At 66.4% G+C, this 16,419-nt stretch carries 12 protein-coding genes and 1 tRNA gene; 10 read left to right on the top strand and 3 right to left on the bottom strand.

Annotated elements, in window-relative coordinates; genetic code table 11:
• Positions 1–17 precede the first annotated feature (17 nt).
• From NYR55_RS10290 to NYR55_RS10250, 9 genes are all read left to right on the top strand, one after another.
• Complete coding sequence (locus NYR55_RS10290; RefSeq protein ID WP_260021193.1) at positions 18–464, top strand: hypothetical protein; 447 nt, start codon at positions 18–20, stop codon at positions 462–464.
• A gap of 129 nt (positions 465–593) precedes the next feature.
• On the top strand, positions 594–2,570 hold the full coding sequence (locus NYR55_RS10285; RefSeq protein WP_260021192.1) for a TonB-dependent receptor: 1,977 nt from the start codon (positions 594–596) through the stop codon (positions 2,568–2,570).
• Entirely contained in the window at positions 2,570–3,886 is a 1,317-nt protein-coding gene (locus NYR55_RS10280; protein WP_260021191.1) for a PepSY domain-containing protein, read from the top strand. Before NYR55_RS10285 ends, NYR55_RS10280 begins: the two co-directional genes overlap by 1 nt.
• An 88-nt stretch (positions 3,887–3,974) precedes the next feature.
• Positions 3,975–4,223, top strand: coding sequence for a translation initiation factor IF-1 (gene infA / locus NYR55_RS10275; protein WP_260021190.1), 249 nt, complete (start codon positions 3,975–3,977; stop codon positions 4,221–4,223).
• A 23-nt stretch (positions 4,224–4,246) separates the two neighbouring features.
• Entirely contained in the window at positions 4,247–4,816 is a 570-nt protein-coding gene (locus tag NYR55_RS10270; protein WP_260021189.1) for a Maf family protein, read from the top strand.
• Positions 4,809–5,792, top strand: coding sequence for a ribonuclease (locus tag NYR55_RS10265; RefSeq protein ID WP_260021187.1), 984 nt, complete (start codon positions 4,809–4,811; stop codon positions 5,790–5,792). The genes NYR55_RS10270 and NYR55_RS10265 overlap by 8 nt, the downstream gene beginning before the upstream one ends.
• Complete coding sequence (yacG, locus tag NYR55_RS10260; RefSeq protein WP_260021186.1) at positions 5,770–5,979, top strand: DNA gyrase inhibitor YacG; 210 nt, start codon at positions 5,770–5,772, stop codon at positions 5,977–5,979. Before NYR55_RS10265 ends, yacG begins: the two co-directional genes overlap by 23 nt.
• Positions 5,980–6,010: 31 nt before the next feature.
• Positions 6,011–6,086: transfer RNA gene (locus tag NYR55_RS10255), tRNA-Phe, on the top strand.
• 53 nt (positions 6,087–6,139) lie between these two features.
• Positions 6,140–7,540: a mannitol dehydrogenase family protein gene (locus tag NYR55_RS10250; protein WP_260021185.1), complete on the top strand. Its 1,401-nt coding sequence runs from the start codon at positions 6,140–6,142 to the stop codon at positions 7,538–7,540.
• Between the two features lie 4 nt (positions 7,541–7,544).
• On the opposite strand, the gene NYR55_RS10245 is transcribed toward NYR55_RS10250, so the two are convergent.
• The 3 genes from NYR55_RS10245 to NYR55_RS10235 all read right to left on the bottom strand — a co-directional run bounded on the left by NYR55_RS10245 (position 7,545) and on the right by NYR55_RS10235 (position 13,671).
• Positions 7,545–8,771 carry a membrane dipeptidase gene (locus NYR55_RS10245; RefSeq protein WP_260021184.1) on the bottom strand — a complete coding sequence of 409 codons (1,227 nt, stop codon included), beginning with the start codon at positions 8,769–8,771 and terminating at the stop codon, positions 7,545–7,547.
• A gap of 65 nt (positions 8,772–8,836) precedes the next feature.
• Positions 8,837–11,155, bottom strand: coding sequence for a TonB-dependent receptor (locus tag NYR55_RS10240; RefSeq protein WP_260021183.1), 2,319 nt, complete (start codon positions 11,153–11,155; stop codon positions 8,837–8,839).
• A gap of 263 nt (positions 11,156–11,418) precedes the next feature.
• Positions 11,419–13,671 carry an NADP-dependent malic enzyme gene (locus NYR55_RS10235; protein WP_260021182.1) on the bottom strand — a complete coding sequence of 751 codons (2,253 nt, stop codon included), beginning with the start codon at positions 13,669–13,671 and terminating at the stop codon, positions 11,419–11,421.
• A gap of 175 nt (positions 13,672–13,846) precedes the next feature.
• Here NYR55_RS10235 and mutS point away from each other — a divergent pair, with 175 nt between their 5' ends.
• Positions 13,847–16,417, top strand: a complete 2,571-nt coding sequence (gene mutS / locus NYR55_RS10230; RefSeq protein ID WP_260021631.1) for a DNA mismatch repair protein MutS — start codon at positions 13,847–13,849, stop codon at positions 16,415–16,417.
• Positions 16,418–16,419: the final 2 nt, after the last annotated feature.

The following is a 16,419-nucleotide window of genomic DNA, read 5'->3' as shown; positions in this document are numbered from 1 at the left end:
GTGGACAATTCGCCCCGATGACAAGCCGGGGCGAAGCCTTTAAGGGCGCGGACGTGGCAACGCTCCGCGCCCTTGTTTCGTCCAGCCCGCGCGTCCTTTTCGCGCTGATGCTGGCCGTGCTTGGCGCAAAGCTGCTGGTGCCTGCCGGGTACATGGTCATGCCCGCCACGCCGGGCGCGCTGTCGTTCAGCGTCGGCGTGTGTAACGCCATGGGGCCATCGACGCTGACCGTGACCATCCCGATGGACGAACCGCATCCCTCGGATCAGGACGGTACGACAGCGGAAAAGCCCTGCGCCTTTGCCGGACTGGGCCAGCCGATGCTGCCAGGCACTGACCCGGTTCAGCTTGCGCTGGCCATCGCTTTCATCATCGCCCTGGGCTTTGCCGCGCTTCCGGTCCTGCGCCTTGCCGCAAGTCCGCGCATCCTGCCGCCCAGCCACGCACCGCCCATCCTGAACTGAGCCCTTATCGCTTGTCCTTCGGGTGCTGCCAGGCGGCATCCGGCAGGGCGGATTTCCATGCCGCACCATCGGGCACGCCCGGGCGCGGCATGAACGAAGCCACTGGCTTTTTCAGTTCAGGAACACCCAATGTCCTTCTCCACCCTTGCGCTGGCGGCCGCGCTGGCCGCGCCCGCCACAGATCCCGTCGCGGTCGAAAATACCGACACTCAGGTCATCATCGTCACCGCACCAGAGGCCCGCGATCAGGCCGAGCGCGAAACCGCCCGCACACCCGGCGGCGCGGATACCGTCGGCTATCAGGATTATGCCGACCGGACGGTCATTTCGCTGCGCGATGCGCTGGCTTTCTCGCCCGGCGTCTATCTTCAGCCGCGCTATGGCCAGGAAGTGCGGATCAGCATCCGCGGATCGGGCATTTCGCGCGGTTTTCACATGCGCGGGCTGACGCTGCTTCAGGACGGCGTGCCGATCAACCTGGCCGACGATAACGGCGATTTCCAGGAACTGGACCCGGTGTTCTTTTCCAGCCTTCAGGTGTTTCGCGGATCGAACGCGCTGCGCTATGGCGCATCCACGCTGGGCGGCGCGGTCAACGGCATCACGCCGCGCGGCACTGAGGCGGAGGGCGTTTATGCCCGCGCCGATGGCGGCAGCTTCAATACCGCGCGCCTGCTGCTGACCGCTGGCGGCACGTCCGGCCCCGGCGATTTCTGGGTCGGGGTCAGCGGCGACACATCGGACGGCGACCGCGATCATGCCCGGCGGCGATCCGTCCGGTTCAACGGCAATGCGGGGATCGAGGTCGCACCCGGCCTGACCACCCGCTTCTATGGTTCGGCCAATGCCATTTACCAGCAGCTGCCCGGCGCGCTGACCCGATCTGTGGCGCTGACGGATCCGACGCGCGGCAATTTCGTCGGGGACCAGCGCCGCGACATCGCATCGATCCGCATCCAGAACCGCACCACGCTGACGCTGCCCGATGGTGAGCTGAATGTCGGCATCTTCATGAACGACAAGCAGCTGTATCACCCCATCTTTGAAGTGATCGACAATGACAGTTTCGACCGCGGTGCCTATGCCCGCATGGAATGGGCGCGTGGGCCGTTCGAACTGACCGTCGGCGGTGAGTTCCGGATCGGCAACACCGACGCCAAGCGGTACGTCAACGTCAATGGCCGTCGCGGCGCGCCGACATTCCAGGCGGATCAGCGGGCACGCACCAGCAATGTCTATGGCGAGCTGCGCTTCCGCCCTGTCGATCCGCTCAGCCTGATCGCCGGGGTCGTCTGGACGGACGGCTGGCGCGAACAGCAGATCAAGTTCAGCCGCGGCTTCACCAACCAGTTCGGCCGGGCCGAATTCAGCGAGGTCAGCCCAAAGCTGGGCGTCCTGTTCGATATCGGCCAGGATATCCAGCTTTACGGCAACATCAGCCGGTCGGCCGAATTGCCGGGTTTCAGCGAACTGGGTCAGATCACGACCTTCGTCAATCTGGATGCCCAGCGCGGCTGGACGAAGGAAGTGGGCACCCGCGGCACTCTGAACGGCCTGGAATGGGACGTCAGCTATTACCGCGCCGACCTGACCGGCGAACTGCTGCAATTCACGGTGGATCAAAGCATCCCGGCCAGCACCTTCAACGCCGATCGGACGCTGCATCAGGGGGTCGAGGCTGGGCTGACGGTCGCGCCCAGCGACTGGCTGCGCCTGCGCGGTACCTATTTATGGTCGGATTTCCGCTTTGATGGCGACCGCCAATATGGCGACAACCGCCTGCCCGTCGTGCCGGTCCATATGCTGCGCGCAGAGGTGCGGATCGGAACCGATTCGCTGCACGTCGCGCCCAATGTCGAATGGGTGCCAAGGGGCGCGTTCGCCGATTATCGCAACACCACCCGCGCGCCCGATTATGCCCTGCTGGGCGTGACAGCGGGGGCCAGCGTGACGCGCGGCGTCGACGTGTTCCTCGATGCCCGCAACCTGACGAACAAGCGCGCGATCGGCGATATCAGCGCGGTCGTGCTGGCAAACACCGGATCGGCGATCTATCAGCCCGTCGAGCGGCGCGCCCTGTTCGGCGGCATCCGGACCCGCTTCTGATGGGCGCGGGCCTCTATCGCACGATCTGGCGCTGGCATTTCTATGCCGGGCTGTTCGTCGTGCCCTTCATCCTGATGCTGTCGGTGACGGGCGCGGTCTTTCTGTTCAAGCCGCAGCTGGACCGGTGGCAGGAACGCGAATGGCTGGCGATGCCGGTCCCGCAAACCGCCAGCCCGGACGATCAGGCCCGCGCCGCGCTGGCCGCCAATCCGGGCGCGCGCATCCGCCATTATCGCCTGCCCCAGGCACCGGGCGATGCTGCCATGATCCAGCTCGACCTTCCGGGCGGCGGCATCCGCAACGTCTATGTCGCGCCGGACGGACGCGTGGCGGGCGCGATGGCCCCGGCCGACCGGATCAGCGCCATCGTCTCGCGCATTCACGGCACGCTGATGATCGGCACGGGCGGGCGATTGCTGGTCGAACTGGCGGGCAGCTGGGCAATCGTCATGGTCCTGACGGGCCTCTACCTCTGGTGGCCGCGCGGGCGCGGCGCGGCGGGCGTTGTCTGGCCGCGCCTGCACCTGGGCGGCCGCACGCTGCTGCGCGATCTGCATGCCGTTACCGGATTCTGGGTCGCTGGCCTTGCCCTCATCCTCCTGTTCACCGCCCTGCCCTGGACAGAGGCATGGGCGACGGCGTTCCGCGCCGTGCGGGCGGAAATGGGATGGGTGAAACAGGCGCAGCAATGGGAAGGGGGAGACGACCTGCACGGCGATCATGACCATGAAGCGATGCTGCGCGCCGCCGCCGCCCCGGCAAAGGCCCCTGTCGAACAGCAATCGCTGACCGCCATCGTCGCTCGCGCCCGGGGGGAGGGGATGCCCCATCCCGCCATCCTGTTGCCGCCCAACGCGCCGATGCGCTTTGGCCCGCCCAACGGCCCCAACTGGCGCCTGACCAGCGAAACGCAGGACCGGCCGGAAATCCGCACCGTCGAATATGATGCCGCAACCGGCACGGCCGTCGCGCGCAGCAGCTTTGCCGATCAGCATCCCATCGACCGCGCGGTCAGCATCGGCATTGCCTGGCATGAGGGGCAATGGCTGGGCTGGATCAACCAGGCGATCGGCGTCCTGACCGCGCTTGCCCTGATCGTGCTGGCGGTATCCGGCACGCTGATGTGGTGGCGCAGGCGCCCGACGGGCCAGCTGGGCGCGCCGCCCGCCCCGCGCAATCCGGTGCGGATGCGCGGCGTCGCTGTCATCACGCTGGTGCTGGCGATCTTTCTGCCGCTGCTCGGCGCATCGCTCGTCGTCCTGGCGGTGATCGACCGGCTGGCGCTGCCGCTGTGGCGGCGGGCGCGGATCGCTTGAGCCGAACCGCCCGGTGGACGGCTTTCCTTTTGCCCGATTCGGGCTTATGGGCCGTCCACCTTTATTTTCGAACGACTGAGGACGATTTTTGGCCAAGGAAGAACTGCTTGAGATGCGCGGACAGGTCGTTGAGCTGTTGCCCAACGCCATGTTCCGGGTCCGCCTGGAAAACGATCACGAGATTCTGGGCCACACCGCCGGCAAGATGCGCAAGAATCGCATCCGCGTGCTGGTCGGTGACGAGGTGCTGGTCGAACTGACGCCGTATGACCTGACCAAGGGCCGCATCACCTATCGCTTCATGCCCGGTCGCGGCGGCCCCGGCCCGTCGTCCTGATTCCCGCCTGAGGCTTCGGTCCCGTGCGGCTTGTGCTCGCCTCCACTTCGCCCCGCCGGTTGCAGCTGCTTGAGCGCATCGGCGTGACGCCGGACCGGGTCGTCGGACCCGATATTGACGAGGAACCGCGAAAGGGCGAGCTTCCTCGCGTCTATGCAACCCGTCTTGCCGAAGAAAAGGCCCGCGCCGTCCCGCGTGAGGCGGATGAAATCGTCATCGCCGGCGACACCACAGTCTCGGTCGGTCGCCGCATCCTTAACAAGCCTGCCGATGCCGACGATCATCGCCGGATGCTGGAGCTGATGTCCGGCCGCCGCCATCATGTCTGGTCGGGCGTCTGCGTGATCGACCGCGACGGCCGCGCCCGCACGCGGCTGACCGACAGCATCGTTGCCTTCAAGCGGCTGAGCGCAGCTGAAATCGACTGGTATCTCGCCAGTGGCGAGGGCTGGGGCAAGGCAGGCGGCTACGCCATTCAGGGACGGGCAGAGGCGCTGGTCCGCTTCCTGTCGGGCAGCCATTCCGGCGTCGTCGGCCTGCCCCTGTTCGAAACCCGCGCCTTGCTGGAAGCCAGCGGCTATCGCTTTGGCTGACTGGTGGGTCGAACGCGGGATCGGGGAAACCCGCGCGATCCTGATCGGCGGCGACCGCATCCTTGAAGCACGCATCGAACCAGACGGCGGGCTGACCGCCGGGACGGTGATCGACGCCCGGCTGGTCCGGCGCATCCCCGCCCGCAATCAGGGGATCGTCGAATGGGCGGATGGCCAGGCGCTGGTCAGCCCGCTGCCCCCCGGCATCACCCAGGGCGCGATGTGCCGCATCGAAATCACGCGCCCCGCCACGCCAGAACCCGGCAAGCCAAAGCGTGCCCGTGCGCGCCCGGCGGCCCATGACGCCGTGGTCGGCCCCGCCCCCACCCTGGCCGATCGCCTGCCCGGCGCGCGCGTGCCGCCCCGATTCGGGCCGGACCCGTTCGAGCAGGCGGGCTGGAGCGAGGTGCTGGAGGAAGCGGAAACCGGCCTGATCCGCTTTGCCGGCGGATCGCTGTCGATCCACCCAACCCCTGCCATGACGCTGTTTGATGCCGATGGCGAACTTGCCCCGCTTGACCTTGGCATGGCCGCTGCGCGCGCCGCCGGCGCGGCGATCCGGCGGCTCGACATCGCCGGGTCCATCGGCATCGACCTGCCCACTGTCGAGGACAAAGCCGCCCGCATCGCCATGGCAGAGGCGCTGGATCAAACCGTACCGCCGCCGTTCGAACGAACCGCCGTCAACGGGTTCGGCTTTGTCCAGATCGTCCGGCGGCGCGAGCGGCTGTCCCTGCCCGAACTTTACGCGCTCGATCCCGCCGCATGGGCTGCGCGCGCGCTGATTCGCCGTGCCGAACGCAGCATCGGCCATGGCGAACGGCTGATCGCCGCGCATCCCGATGTCGTGGCCGCCATCGCCGCCAATCCGGGCTGGACCGACCGCCTCGCCGCGCGGCTGGGCGCGCCGGTGACCTTGCAACCCGATCCGGCGCTTCGCATATCCGGCGGCCATGTCCAGCCCCGCCACGCCTGATCCCTGCCCGCTTTGCGGCAAGCCTGTCCTCACCCGCGAACACGGGCCGTTCTGCTCGCGCGGATGCAAGGACCGCGATCTGCTCAACTGGTTGGGCGAAGGGTATCGCCTGCCCGGCCGCCTTGCCGATCCGGACGAAATCGCGAATGAACGAAGCGGGCTGGACAGGGGCGACGACCCCGACTAAGAGGCCCGCTCTCCGGTCGAAAGCCCGGCGTGCCCGAGTAGCTCAGTTGGTAGAGCATACGACTGAAAATCGTAGTGTCGGTGGTTCGATCCCGCCCTCGGGCACCATTTTTGCCCCATCCTTGCTGGTAATGGCAAACCATGCCGACTAAGCGCGTGGCATGACCAGCCGTCTGTCGCTCGCCGCGCTTGCCACCCTGCCCGCCGCCGTTCGCCGCCCCGGCTATGATCCCGGCACCATCGGGGTCGGCATCGTCCATCTGGGCATCGGTGCGTTCCACCGGGCGCATCAGGCGGTCTATGCCGATGATGCCATCGCCGCCGGTGCTGGTGACTGGCGCATCCTTGGCGTTTCGCTCCGCTCGGCAGGCGTCAGGGATCAACTGGCGCCGCAGGACGGCCTGTTCACCCTGGTGGTGCGGGATGGGGACCGGACGGCGGATCGTATCGTCGGATCGGTCGCAGGCGTGCTCGTCGCGCCGGAGGATCCCGAATCGGTCATCGCCGCCATCGCCGCACCCGCCACGCGAATCGTCGGCCTGACCATCACGGAAAAGGGCTATTGCCACGATCCCGCCTCTGGCGAACTCAACCGCGATCATCCCGATATCGTCCATGACCTGGCGCATCCGGACCGGCCGCGCAGCGCCATCGGTTTCATCGTGGCTGGCCTGGCCCGCCGCTTTGCCGCCGGCACAGGGCCGCTCACGCTGATGAGTTGCGACAATCTGCCGCATAATGGCGCGGTGCTGCGCGGTGCGGTAACGGCCCTGGCCGCGCTGACTGATCCCGCGCTCGCCGACTGGATCGCCGGAACCTGCGCGTTTCCAGCGACGATGGTCGACCGGATCGTTCCGGCGACGACCGATGCCGACATCGCGGCGCTGGCCGACCGGATCGGCGCCGATGACCGCGCGATGGTGAAGGCGGAACCCTTTACCCAATGGGTGATCGAGGATGCGTTCGCCGCGGGCCGCCCCCCTTATGAGGCGCATGGCGCGCAACTGGTCGGCGATGTCCGCCCGTTCGAATTTGCCAAGCTGCGGATGCTGAACGGCGCCCATTCGACGCTCGCCTATCTGGGCCTCGCCAAGGGGCTGGCGTTCGTTCACGAGGCGATGGCCGACCCCGCGATCCGCGCCACAGTGGAGGCGCAGATGGCAGAGGCGGCGGCAACCGTCGGCGACGTGCCGGGCCTTGATCCCGTCGCCTATGCCGCCGCGCTGCGCGAACGGTTCGACAACAGCGCGCTTCAGCACCGGCTGGCACAGATCGCGATGGACGGATCGCAGAAACTGCCTCAGCGGCTGATCGGCACCATCGTCGATCGCCATGGCGCGGACCAGCCATCCCCTGCCTGTGCGCTGGGCGTTGCGGCGTGGATCGCCCACCTCTCCGGCCCGTTCGTCAACGATCCGCTGGCGGATCAGCTGCGAAGTGCCGGGACCAATGCCGATCCGGTCGCCGCCGCGCTCGCCATCCAGCCGGTGTTCGGCACGCTGGGCAGCGAGGCGTGGTTCGCCGATCAGGTGCGGGCAGCCTGGGCCACCCTGCACCCCTGACCGGTCACTTTGCCGCCGCGTCCTCCGCCGCCTTTAAGACACGCAGCATGTTGCCCGACCAGATCTTCTCGATATCCGCCTCGCTGTAACCGGCCTTGACCAGCGCCTCGGTAATGCGGGGCAGCGCGCGGATATCCTGCATCCCCCGGGTGCCGCCGCCCCCGTCCCAGTCGAGGCCAATGCCGACATGGTCCGGCCCGACCAGCTTCAGCGCATGGAACAGATGCGCCAGGAAATCCTCGAAACTCGCCTCGTCCGCCGGATATTTCGCGTCGATCTCCCGTCGCTTGGCCAGCATCTCCGCCCGCTGCGCCGCCGTCATCTCGCCGCGCGGCATCGCCTCGCGCAGCGCCCGCAGCGCCGCGTCCCGCTCCGGATTGGGCTTCAGCGCGCGCAGATACCCGCCATAGGCATTCATCTGAATGACCCCGCCCTTGGCCGCCAGCGCCTTCAGCCGCGCATCGTCGACATTGCGGGGATGGTCGTAAATCGCCTTGCACCCCGAATGGGTCAGGATCAGCGGCGCGGTCGACAGGGCCAGCGCATCGTCCAGCGTCGAATCGGCGCTGTGCGACAGGTCGGGCACGATCCCGCGCCGGTTCATCTCCGCCAGCAACTGCTTGCCCAGCGGCGACAGCCCGCCCCATTTCGGCGCCTTGCTGGGGTCGGTCGAACTGTCGCCGAACTGGTTGTGCGCGAAATGGGTAAACCCGATCACCCGCACGTCCATCTTCTGGAACAGGTCGATCAGGCTCAGGTCCTCGCCCAGCGGATAGGCGTTTTCCATCGACAGATAGACGACGCGCTTGCCCGCCTTCGCGATCGGCGCGGCATCGGCGGCCTTTGTCGCCAGCGCAAAATCGCCGGGGCTGGCCGCGACCATCTTGTGAATGGAAAGCCCGCGCATCACCGCAAAATTGCGCGATTGCTGATACCCCTCCGGCGTCAGCGGCCCTTGCGGGGTATAGATCGCCCATAACCCGCCATCCAGGCCGCCGGCTTTCATCCGCGGCAAATCGACCTGGGTATAATCGTCGTGCACCTCATGCTCGTCCAAAATCGACCAGCCGGGCAGGTCGAGGCTGGCGGGCGTATCGAGGTGCGAATCGAGCGTCAGGATGCTCTGATGCAGCGCCGCCGCCTTGCGATCGACACGGGGTGCGTCCTGCGCGTGCAGCGGCACCGCCGTGCCGGCCAGCAGGAACAGGGCAAGCGCGCGAATGGGTGGCATCGGGGGAACCTCCGGAAAGCATCGGGCAGCCGGACGATCGCTCCCCCGGCTGCCAGCATGATGGGTCAGATTTCGGCGCGCAAGCTCAGCTGCCACGTCCGGTCGGGGCCGGGCCGGAACGTCGCCAGCCCGTTGGTCGATACGTTGATCGTGCCCAGATAATCCTTGTTGAAGATGTTATCGACATTGGCGCGCAACCGGATCGCCTTGAACGGCCCGACATCGATGCCCTCGCCCAGGTCAACATAGGCGTTGAAGATCGTGTAGCCGGGCAGTTCCTGCGTGTTGATGAAATTGGTGTAGCGACTGGACAGGTATCGCCCGCTGAAATTGGCGACGATCCAGTCGGCAGGCTCCACCGTCACGCCCGCCTGGATCAGCCAGTCGGCATTGTCCGGCACCCGGTTGCCCGCAATGGCCAGACTGGAATAGCTGTCCTTGAACTTGGCGATGTTATACGTGACGTTGGCGTTGACGTAGAAAAAGCTCGACGGCTTCACGATGCCGGAAAGCTCCGCGCCATAGCTTTCGACTGCGCCGACATTCTGGAAAAACGTCTCCAGCTGCGGCGATCCCGGCACTGGCGCTGCAAAGGACTGCAGCCGGTTGTCGAACCGGGTATAGAACAGCGCCAGTGATGCGTTGAACATCTGCCGGTTGGTGCGGAACCCCAGTTCGGCGTTCTTTGCGGTTTCCGGCAACGGGCCGGGCGCCAGCGGGCTGGCGGCGGAAAAAATGTCGTCTGCGCCGCGCGGCAACGCCAGGTTCTCGGAATAGCTGGCAAAGATCTGTTCGCGGTCGGTGATATCGAACACCAGGCCGACCTGCGGCAGGAACAGGTCCTCGTAATTGTCGGTGATCCGCGGCGTCCGGCGGGCGATATAATCGCCGGGGTTGCGATATCCGGCGATGGCATAATCGATCATCGTGCCTTTGAAACCCAGGTCGAGCTTCAGCGCCTCGTCCAGCAGCTTGAACGTCAGCTTGGCATGATACTGAAACGTCTCGCGCTTTGACCGGTAATCGCGCTGGCGATGCACGGGTTCGTTCAGCAACGGGTCGCCATCGGGATTGCCGTCGGCGTGATTGAACCGGTCCTGCGTCCGGTGATAATCGTCATTCTCGGCCCAGAAACCGAATTGCAGCGCATGGACGCCCAGCTCTGCATTGAAATTGCCGACCATGCCGTACCGTTCGCCCTCGATCGTCGACAGGCCGTATTGCAGCCCCTTGGGCGCGGTCAGGCCGGGCACGATCAGCCGCTGCGCGTTATAGGCGGCGATGGACGTGGCATAGGCCTCTGGCGACACGCCATAACCCTGCTTGTCCTCGTAATAGAGTGTCGGGCTGAACGTAAATCCGGGGGTCAGCTCGAAATCGCCGTGCAGGCTGTACAGGTAATCGGTCCGCGAATTGACCGCCTGCTTGAAATACTGGTTATACAGGGTGTTGGAATAACGGATGCCGGGCGTCGTCACCGGCAGGTCTGGCACCTCGCCCAGATACGCAAAATAGCGGCCCGACCGGCCGAACGCATCGCCGGCCGTCCCCTCATATTGCGCGATCGAAATGGCGGGCGAATCGTAATCGAAATAGTCGTTGTACAGAAACCGGAACGCCAGTGAGTGGGGCCCGAATTCATACCGCGCCTTCGCCTCGACATGGTCGCGCTCGATAAAGCCCGGCCCGCGCCACACATCCGCCTCCAGCCGCGAATAGCTGGCATAGGCCGAAAATCCGCCCACGTCCCCGGTGTCGAGGCGCAGGAACCCGCGCCGGAAATCGTCCGCGCCGACGGTGAACTGGGCCACCGCGCCCAGCTCCTTTTCGGGATCGGTCGTGATGTACTGAACGATGGGACCAAGCGAGGAATAGCTGGGCAGCGATACATCGCCTGCGCCCGGGCTGGCGGTCACGCGCGACAGATTCTCGTTTTCGACATAGCGAAAGATGGGGCTGCCGCCGAACTGGTCCGAACGGCCCATCGGCACGCCGTCCAGCACGAACCCGATCTGCTGAAAATTGAACGCGCGCACGAACACCGAATTGCCGAATTCGTAGAGGCCAAGGGCATCGTTCGCCTGCACGTTGAAACCGGGCAGGCCCTCCAGCATCTTCAGGCCGGAAATGCCCGCCGGCGCGGACAACAGCGCCTCGCGCGTGATGGAAATGGTGGCGGTGGTCTCGTCAGTGCCGATCGCGGTTTCGGCGGTCGAAACGCGGCGTCCGGTGACGACGATCTCGCTGCTGGCGGTCTGGTCCTGTGCGGCTTCATCGGCGGCAGCCGCCGGTTCGGGGTCGGCACTGGGGCCGGACTGGGCATGGGCAGGCACCGCGAATGCGACCAGCGCGGTAGAGGCGAGCAGAACAGCGATATTGGGCATGGATCCCCCTCTTCAAGGTGTGATTCCAGGCCTCTCCGGGCATCCGACCTTATCCGGCCGCACCCATTTATGGGGTTGTCAGTCCGGGTGGCGGCTATCTGTCGCTGTCATCCGCCCGACGGACGACAACGGCTCGATGGGCTGCGACAACCATCGAACGGCTACAGGCTTTATCAAACAGCTTTATTACGCAACCCGGCAGGACGAATTGCGTGGAATTGCGCGGAGCGTGTTGCTGCATTGCAACACGCTCCGCCAGCAGGTCACTGGACGATGCCGCCCGCCGCCAGCACGGCCAGCGTCACCAGATCGCTGGCAGTCGAACTCATCGGGGCGATCTGCACCGGCTTTTCCATGCCGACCAGCATCGGACCGATCGTGGCGTCCCCGCCCAGTTCGCGCAGCAGCTTGGCGGAAATATTCGCCGATTGCAGGCCGGGCATGATCAGCACATTGGCCGGGCCGGACAGCCGGGCAAACGGATAATTGGCCAGCTGCCTGGGGTTCAGCGCCACGTCCGGCGGCATTTCGCCTTCATATTCAAAGCCGGGGTTTTGTTCGTCGAGCAGCTTCACCGCGCCCCGCAGATTGTCGATCCAGCGGCCCTCCGGGTTGCCGAACGTCGAATAGGAAACGAACGCCACGCGCGGCTCCACGCCCATCCGGCGCGCCACCGCTGCGGTGCCCTCGGCAATCTGGGCCAGTTCCTCGGCGGTCGGCCGCTCGTTCACCGTCGTGTCGGCGATGAACACCGTATGCGACTGACCGACCAGCACATGGATGCCGAACGGGATCCGGCCGGGCGACGGGTCGATGACGCGGCGGACCTGACGCATGGTTTCGGCCCAGGTCCGGGTGGTGCCGGTGATCATCACATCGCCCTCGCCCATCTGCAGCAGCAGCGCGCCAAAGATGTTGCGATCGCGATTGACCAGCCGTTCGATATCGCGGCGCAGATAGCCGCGCCGCTGCAACCGGGCATAGAGGAACTCGACCATGCGCGGCACCAGCGGCGAATGGGCGCTGTTGTGCAGTTCGAAATCATCGGGATTGGCGCCCAGCGCCTTCAGCCGGTCGAGCGTCGAATCGCGGCCGACCAGGACCGGCGTGCCATAGCCGCCTTCCTTGAAGGCGATGGCCGCGCGCAGCACCACCTCTTCCTCGCCCTCGGCAAAGACGACGCGCTTGGGCTTGGCCCGCGCGCCTTCATAGGCAAGGCTGAGCACCGATGTCGTGGGATTGAGCCGCGCCTTCAGCGACTGGCGATACGCGGCCATGTCAAGAATGGGCTTGGTCGCAACCCCCGAATCCATCGCCGCCTTGGCGACGGCGGCGGGCACCACCTCCATCAGGCGCGGATCGAACGGCGCGGGGATGATGTATTCGGGACCAAAGCTGTGCTGGACGCCATAGGCCAGGGCCACTTCCTCCGGCACCTGTTCGCGGGCCAGTTCGGCGATGGCATTGGCCGCCGCAATCTTCATTTCATCGTTGATGCCCGTTGCGCGCACATCCAACGCGCCGCGGAAGATGAAGGGAAAGCCGAGGACGTTGTTGACCTGGTTCGGATAATCCGACCGGCCCGTCGCCACAATGGCATCGGGCCGCGCCGCCTTGGCCAGTTCAGGGCGGATTTCCGGCTCCGGATTGGCCATGGCAAAGATGATCGGTGCAGGCGCCATGTCCTTGACCATCTCCGGCTTCAGCGCGCCCGCCGCCGACAGGCCCAGGAACACGTCCGCCCCCGACAATGCGTCGGTCAGCGTCTTGCGGTCGGTGATCGCCGCGTGCGCCGACTGCCACTGGTTCACATCTTCGCGGTCGACGGTGATGACGCCGGTGCGGTCGCACATCAGCACGTTTTCGTGCCGGACGCCCATCGCCTTCATCAGTTCGGTGCACGCAATCGCGGCAGCGCCCGCGCCGTTCACCACCACCTTGATATCGGCAAAGCTGCGCCCGGTAAGAAGGCACGCGTTGATCAGGCCCGCGGCGGTGATGATCGCGGTTCCGTGCTGATCGTCGTGGAACACCGGAATGTTCATGCGCTCGCGCAGCGTCTGCTCGATGATGAAACATTCCGGCGCCTTGATATCCTCAAGGTTGATGCCGCCGAATGTCGGCTCCATCAGTTCGACCGCATCGATGAAGCGGTTCACATCCTCGGTCTTCAGCTCGATGTCGATCGAATCGACATCGGCAAAGCGTTTGAACAGGACCGCCTTGCCCTCCATCACCGGCTTTGACGCCAGCGCGCCCAGATTGCCCAGGCCCAGGATCGCCGTGCCGTTGGAAATCACCGCCACAAGATTGCCCTTGGCCGTGTAATCATAGGCGGTGGCCGGATCCTCGGCGATCGCCTTTACCGGCACGGCGACGCCCGGCGAATAGGCCAGTGCCAGGTCGCGCTGCGTCGTCAGCGGCTTGGACGCGACGATCTCGATCTTGCCGGGGCGACCCTCGGCATGAAAGCGCAGGGCCTCGCGGTCGGAAAACTGGTTGGTCTCGTCGGTCATCGACATCCTCTGGGTACGGCTTTGCCATGGTCCTTAACCGGCCAATTCCGCCACGTCACCCGCCATTCCATCCCGCAGGTGCGAAATTGTTAGCGATATCATCACTGACACCGCTTGCCTGCCCCCCGCCACCGGCTATTCGAACCGGATGGCCGACGCCCCAGCCCCCACCCCGATGATGGCGCAATATCTGGCGCTGAAGGCAGAGGCGGCGGATTGCCTGCTGTTTTACCGCATGGGCGATTTTTTCGAACTGTTCTTCGACGATGCCAGGGTGGCGGCCGCGTGCCTCGACATCGCATTGACGGCGCGGGGCGAGCATCAGGGCGAAAAAATACCGATGTGCGGCGTGCCGGTCCATTCGGCGACGGCCTATCTGCAGCGACTGATCAAGGCGGGGCACCGCGTCGCGATTGCCGAACAGACCGAAACGCCGGAACAGGCGAAGAAGCGCGGCGGCAGCAAGGCGCTGGTCGGGCGCGCCATCGTGCGGGTGGTGACGGCGGGCACGCTGACCGAGGAAGCGTTGCTGGATGCCCGCGCGGCAAACTGGTGCGCCGCGGTGGGGGAGGCAGCGGGCGGCATGGCCATCGCCGCTGCCGACATCTCGACCGGACGGTTCGAGATCATCGAGACATCGGCCGAGGGCGTCGGGGCGGCCATTGCCCGCCTGTCCCCGGCAGAGCTGATCGCGGCGGAGGGATCGGCCGTGGATGCCGCCGCCACGACGCTGCGCGCGCGGACCGATTTCGACAGCAGCCGGGGCGAGGCGCGGCTGAAATCCCTGTTCGGCGTGGCGACGCTGGATGGTTTTGGCCAGTTCAGCCGGGCGGCGCTGGCGGCGGCGGGTGGCCTCATCGCCTATCTCGACCACACGGCAAAGGGGTCACTGCCTTTCCTTCGTCCGCCCCGTATTCAGTCGAGCGAGGCGACGATGGCGATCGACGCTGCCACGCGCGAAAGCCTTGAACTGACCGTCAGCCAGTCCGGCACGCGGCGGGGCAGCCTGCTCGACGCTGTCGACCGCACCGTCACCGGGGCGGGCGCGCGATTGCTGACCGCCGACATCGCCGCCCCGCTGATGGACCGGGCGGCCATCGCCGAACGGCTCGATCTGGTTCAGCATTTCCATGACGATGCAGGACGGCGCGATCAGCTTCGCTCGGCCCTGCGCGCCATGCCCGATATCGGCCGCGCCATCGGCCGGATCGCAGCCGGCCGCGGCAGCCCGCGCGATCTGGGCCAACTTCGCGACGGGCTGGACGGCGCATGGCGGCTGGCCGAGCGCCTGGAACGGGCGGGCGGCCCGCTGCTGCTTGCCGTGCTGCTGCCCGATATGCGCGGCCATGGCGCGCTCATTGACCTGCTCCGGCGCGCGCTGGTGTCCGAACCGCCCATCGACGCTGCTCAGGGCGGGTATATTGCCGAGGGGTTCGACGCTGCGCTCGACGATCTGCGCCGCACGGGCGCCGGCGGACGGCAGGCGATTGCCGGGCTGGAGGCCGAATACCGCGCCCGCACCGGCATCTCCGCGCTCAAGGTGCGGCACAACAATGTCCTTGGCTATCATATCGAAGTGCCGGCCCGGCACGCCGATGCGCTGATGGCGCCGGACAGCGGCTTCATCCATCGACAGACCATGGCGGGCGCAGTCCGGTTCAACGCCGCCGATCTGCACGATGTGGCGATGAAGGTGGCTCAGGCTAGCAGCCATGCCCTGGCCGCCGAGGCTGCGCATCTTGAGGAACTGACCGAACAGGCGCTGTCCAGCCGGGAAGCGATTGCCCGCACCGCCGACGCCGTCGCTCGGCTGGACGTGGCCGCCGCGCTTGCCGAACGCGCGGCAGAGGGCGGCTGGGCCCGCCCCGACATTGCCGACCATCCGTGTTTCGAGGTGACGGGCGGTCGCCATCCCGTCGTCGAATCGGCGCTGGCCCGGTCCGGCGAACGGTTCGTCGCCAATGACTGCGGCCTGTCGCCCGATAACCGGCTGTGGCTGGTGACCGGCCCCAATATGGGCGGCAAATCCACGTTCCTGCGTCAGAACGCGCTGATCGCCGTGCTGGCACAGGCCGGCAGCTACGTGCCCGCGGCAACGGCCCGGCTCGGGCTGGTCGACCGGTTGTTCAGCCGGGTCGGCGCGTCGGACAATCTGGCACGCGGCCGATCGACTTTCATGGTCGAAATGGTCGAAACCGCCGCAATTCTGGCGCAGGCGACACCGGACAGCTTCGTCATTCTGGATGAGGTAGGGCGCGGCACCAGCACCTATGACGGCCTTGCCATCGCCTGGGCGGTGGTGGAGGCGGTGCATGACGACAATCGCTGCCGCTGCCTGTTCGCCACCCATTATCACGAGCTGACCCGGCTGGCGGAACGCTGCCCGGCCCTGTCGCTCCACCATGTCCGTGCGCGCGAATGGAAGGGCGATCTGGTCCTGCTGCACGAAGTGGCAGAGGGGCCGGCGGATCGCAGCTATGGCCTGGCCGTCGCACGGCTCGCCGGTCTGCCGCCTGCAACCCTTGCCCGGGCAAAGGCCGTGTTGGCCCGGCTGGAGGCGGGGCGTGAGAAGACCGGCGGCATTGCCGCTGGCCTGGACGACCTGCCCCTGTTCGCCGCGATGGCGGATGCGGAGCCGGAGGCCGCGGACCCGCTGCGCGAGGCACTGGCCACGCTGGACGTCGACGCGCTCAGCCCGCGCGACGCGCTGGACCAGCTTTATCGGCTAAAGGGGCTGCTGGACTGACC

This window comes from Sphingomonas sp. BGYR3 (assembly GCF_025153455.1).
Lineage (GTDB): Bacteria > Pseudomonadota > Alphaproteobacteria > Sphingomonadales > Sphingomonadaceae > Sphingomonas.
Note: the sequence above shows the minus strand (reverse complement) of the source record. Positions and strands in the feature narration are given on the sequence as shown.

Excerpts from the sequence above, each read along its gene's own strand:
- NYR55_RS10290 (WP_260021193.1), top strand. The coding sequence starts at position 18 with ATGACAAGCCGGGGCGAAGCCTTTAAGGGCGCGGACGTGGCAACGCTC.
- NYR55_RS10285 (WP_260021192.1), top strand. The coding sequence starts at position 594 with ATGTCCTTCTCCACCCTTGCGCTGGCGGCCGCGCTGGCCGCGCCCGCC.
- NYR55_RS10280 (WP_260021191.1), top strand. The coding sequence starts at position 2,570 with ATGGGCGCGGGCCTCTATCGCACGATCTGGCGCTGGCATTTCTATGCC.
- yacG (WP_260021186.1), top strand. The coding sequence starts at position 5,770 with ATGTCCAGCCCCGCCACGCCTGATCCCTGCCCGCTTTGCGGCAAGCCT.
- NYR55_RS10250 (WP_260021185.1), top strand. The coding sequence starts at position 6,140 with ATGACCAGCCGTCTGTCGCTCGCCGCGCTTGCCACCCTGCCCGCCGCC.
- NYR55_RS10245 (WP_260021184.1), bottom strand. The coding sequence starts at position 8,771 with ATGCCACCCATTCGCGCGCTTGCCCTGTTCCTGCTGGCCGGCACGGCG.
- NYR55_RS10240 (WP_260021183.1), bottom strand. The coding sequence starts at position 11,155 with ATGCCCAATATCGCTGTTCTGCTCGCCTCTACCGCGCTGGTCGCATTC.
- NYR55_RS10235 (WP_260021182.1), bottom strand. The coding sequence starts at position 13,671 with ATGACCGACGAGACCAACCAGTTTTCCGACCGCGAGGCCCTGCGCTTT.
- mutS (WP_260021631.1), top strand. The coding sequence starts at position 13,847 with ATGATGGCGCAATATCTGGCGCTGAAGGCAGAGGCGGCGGATTGCCTG.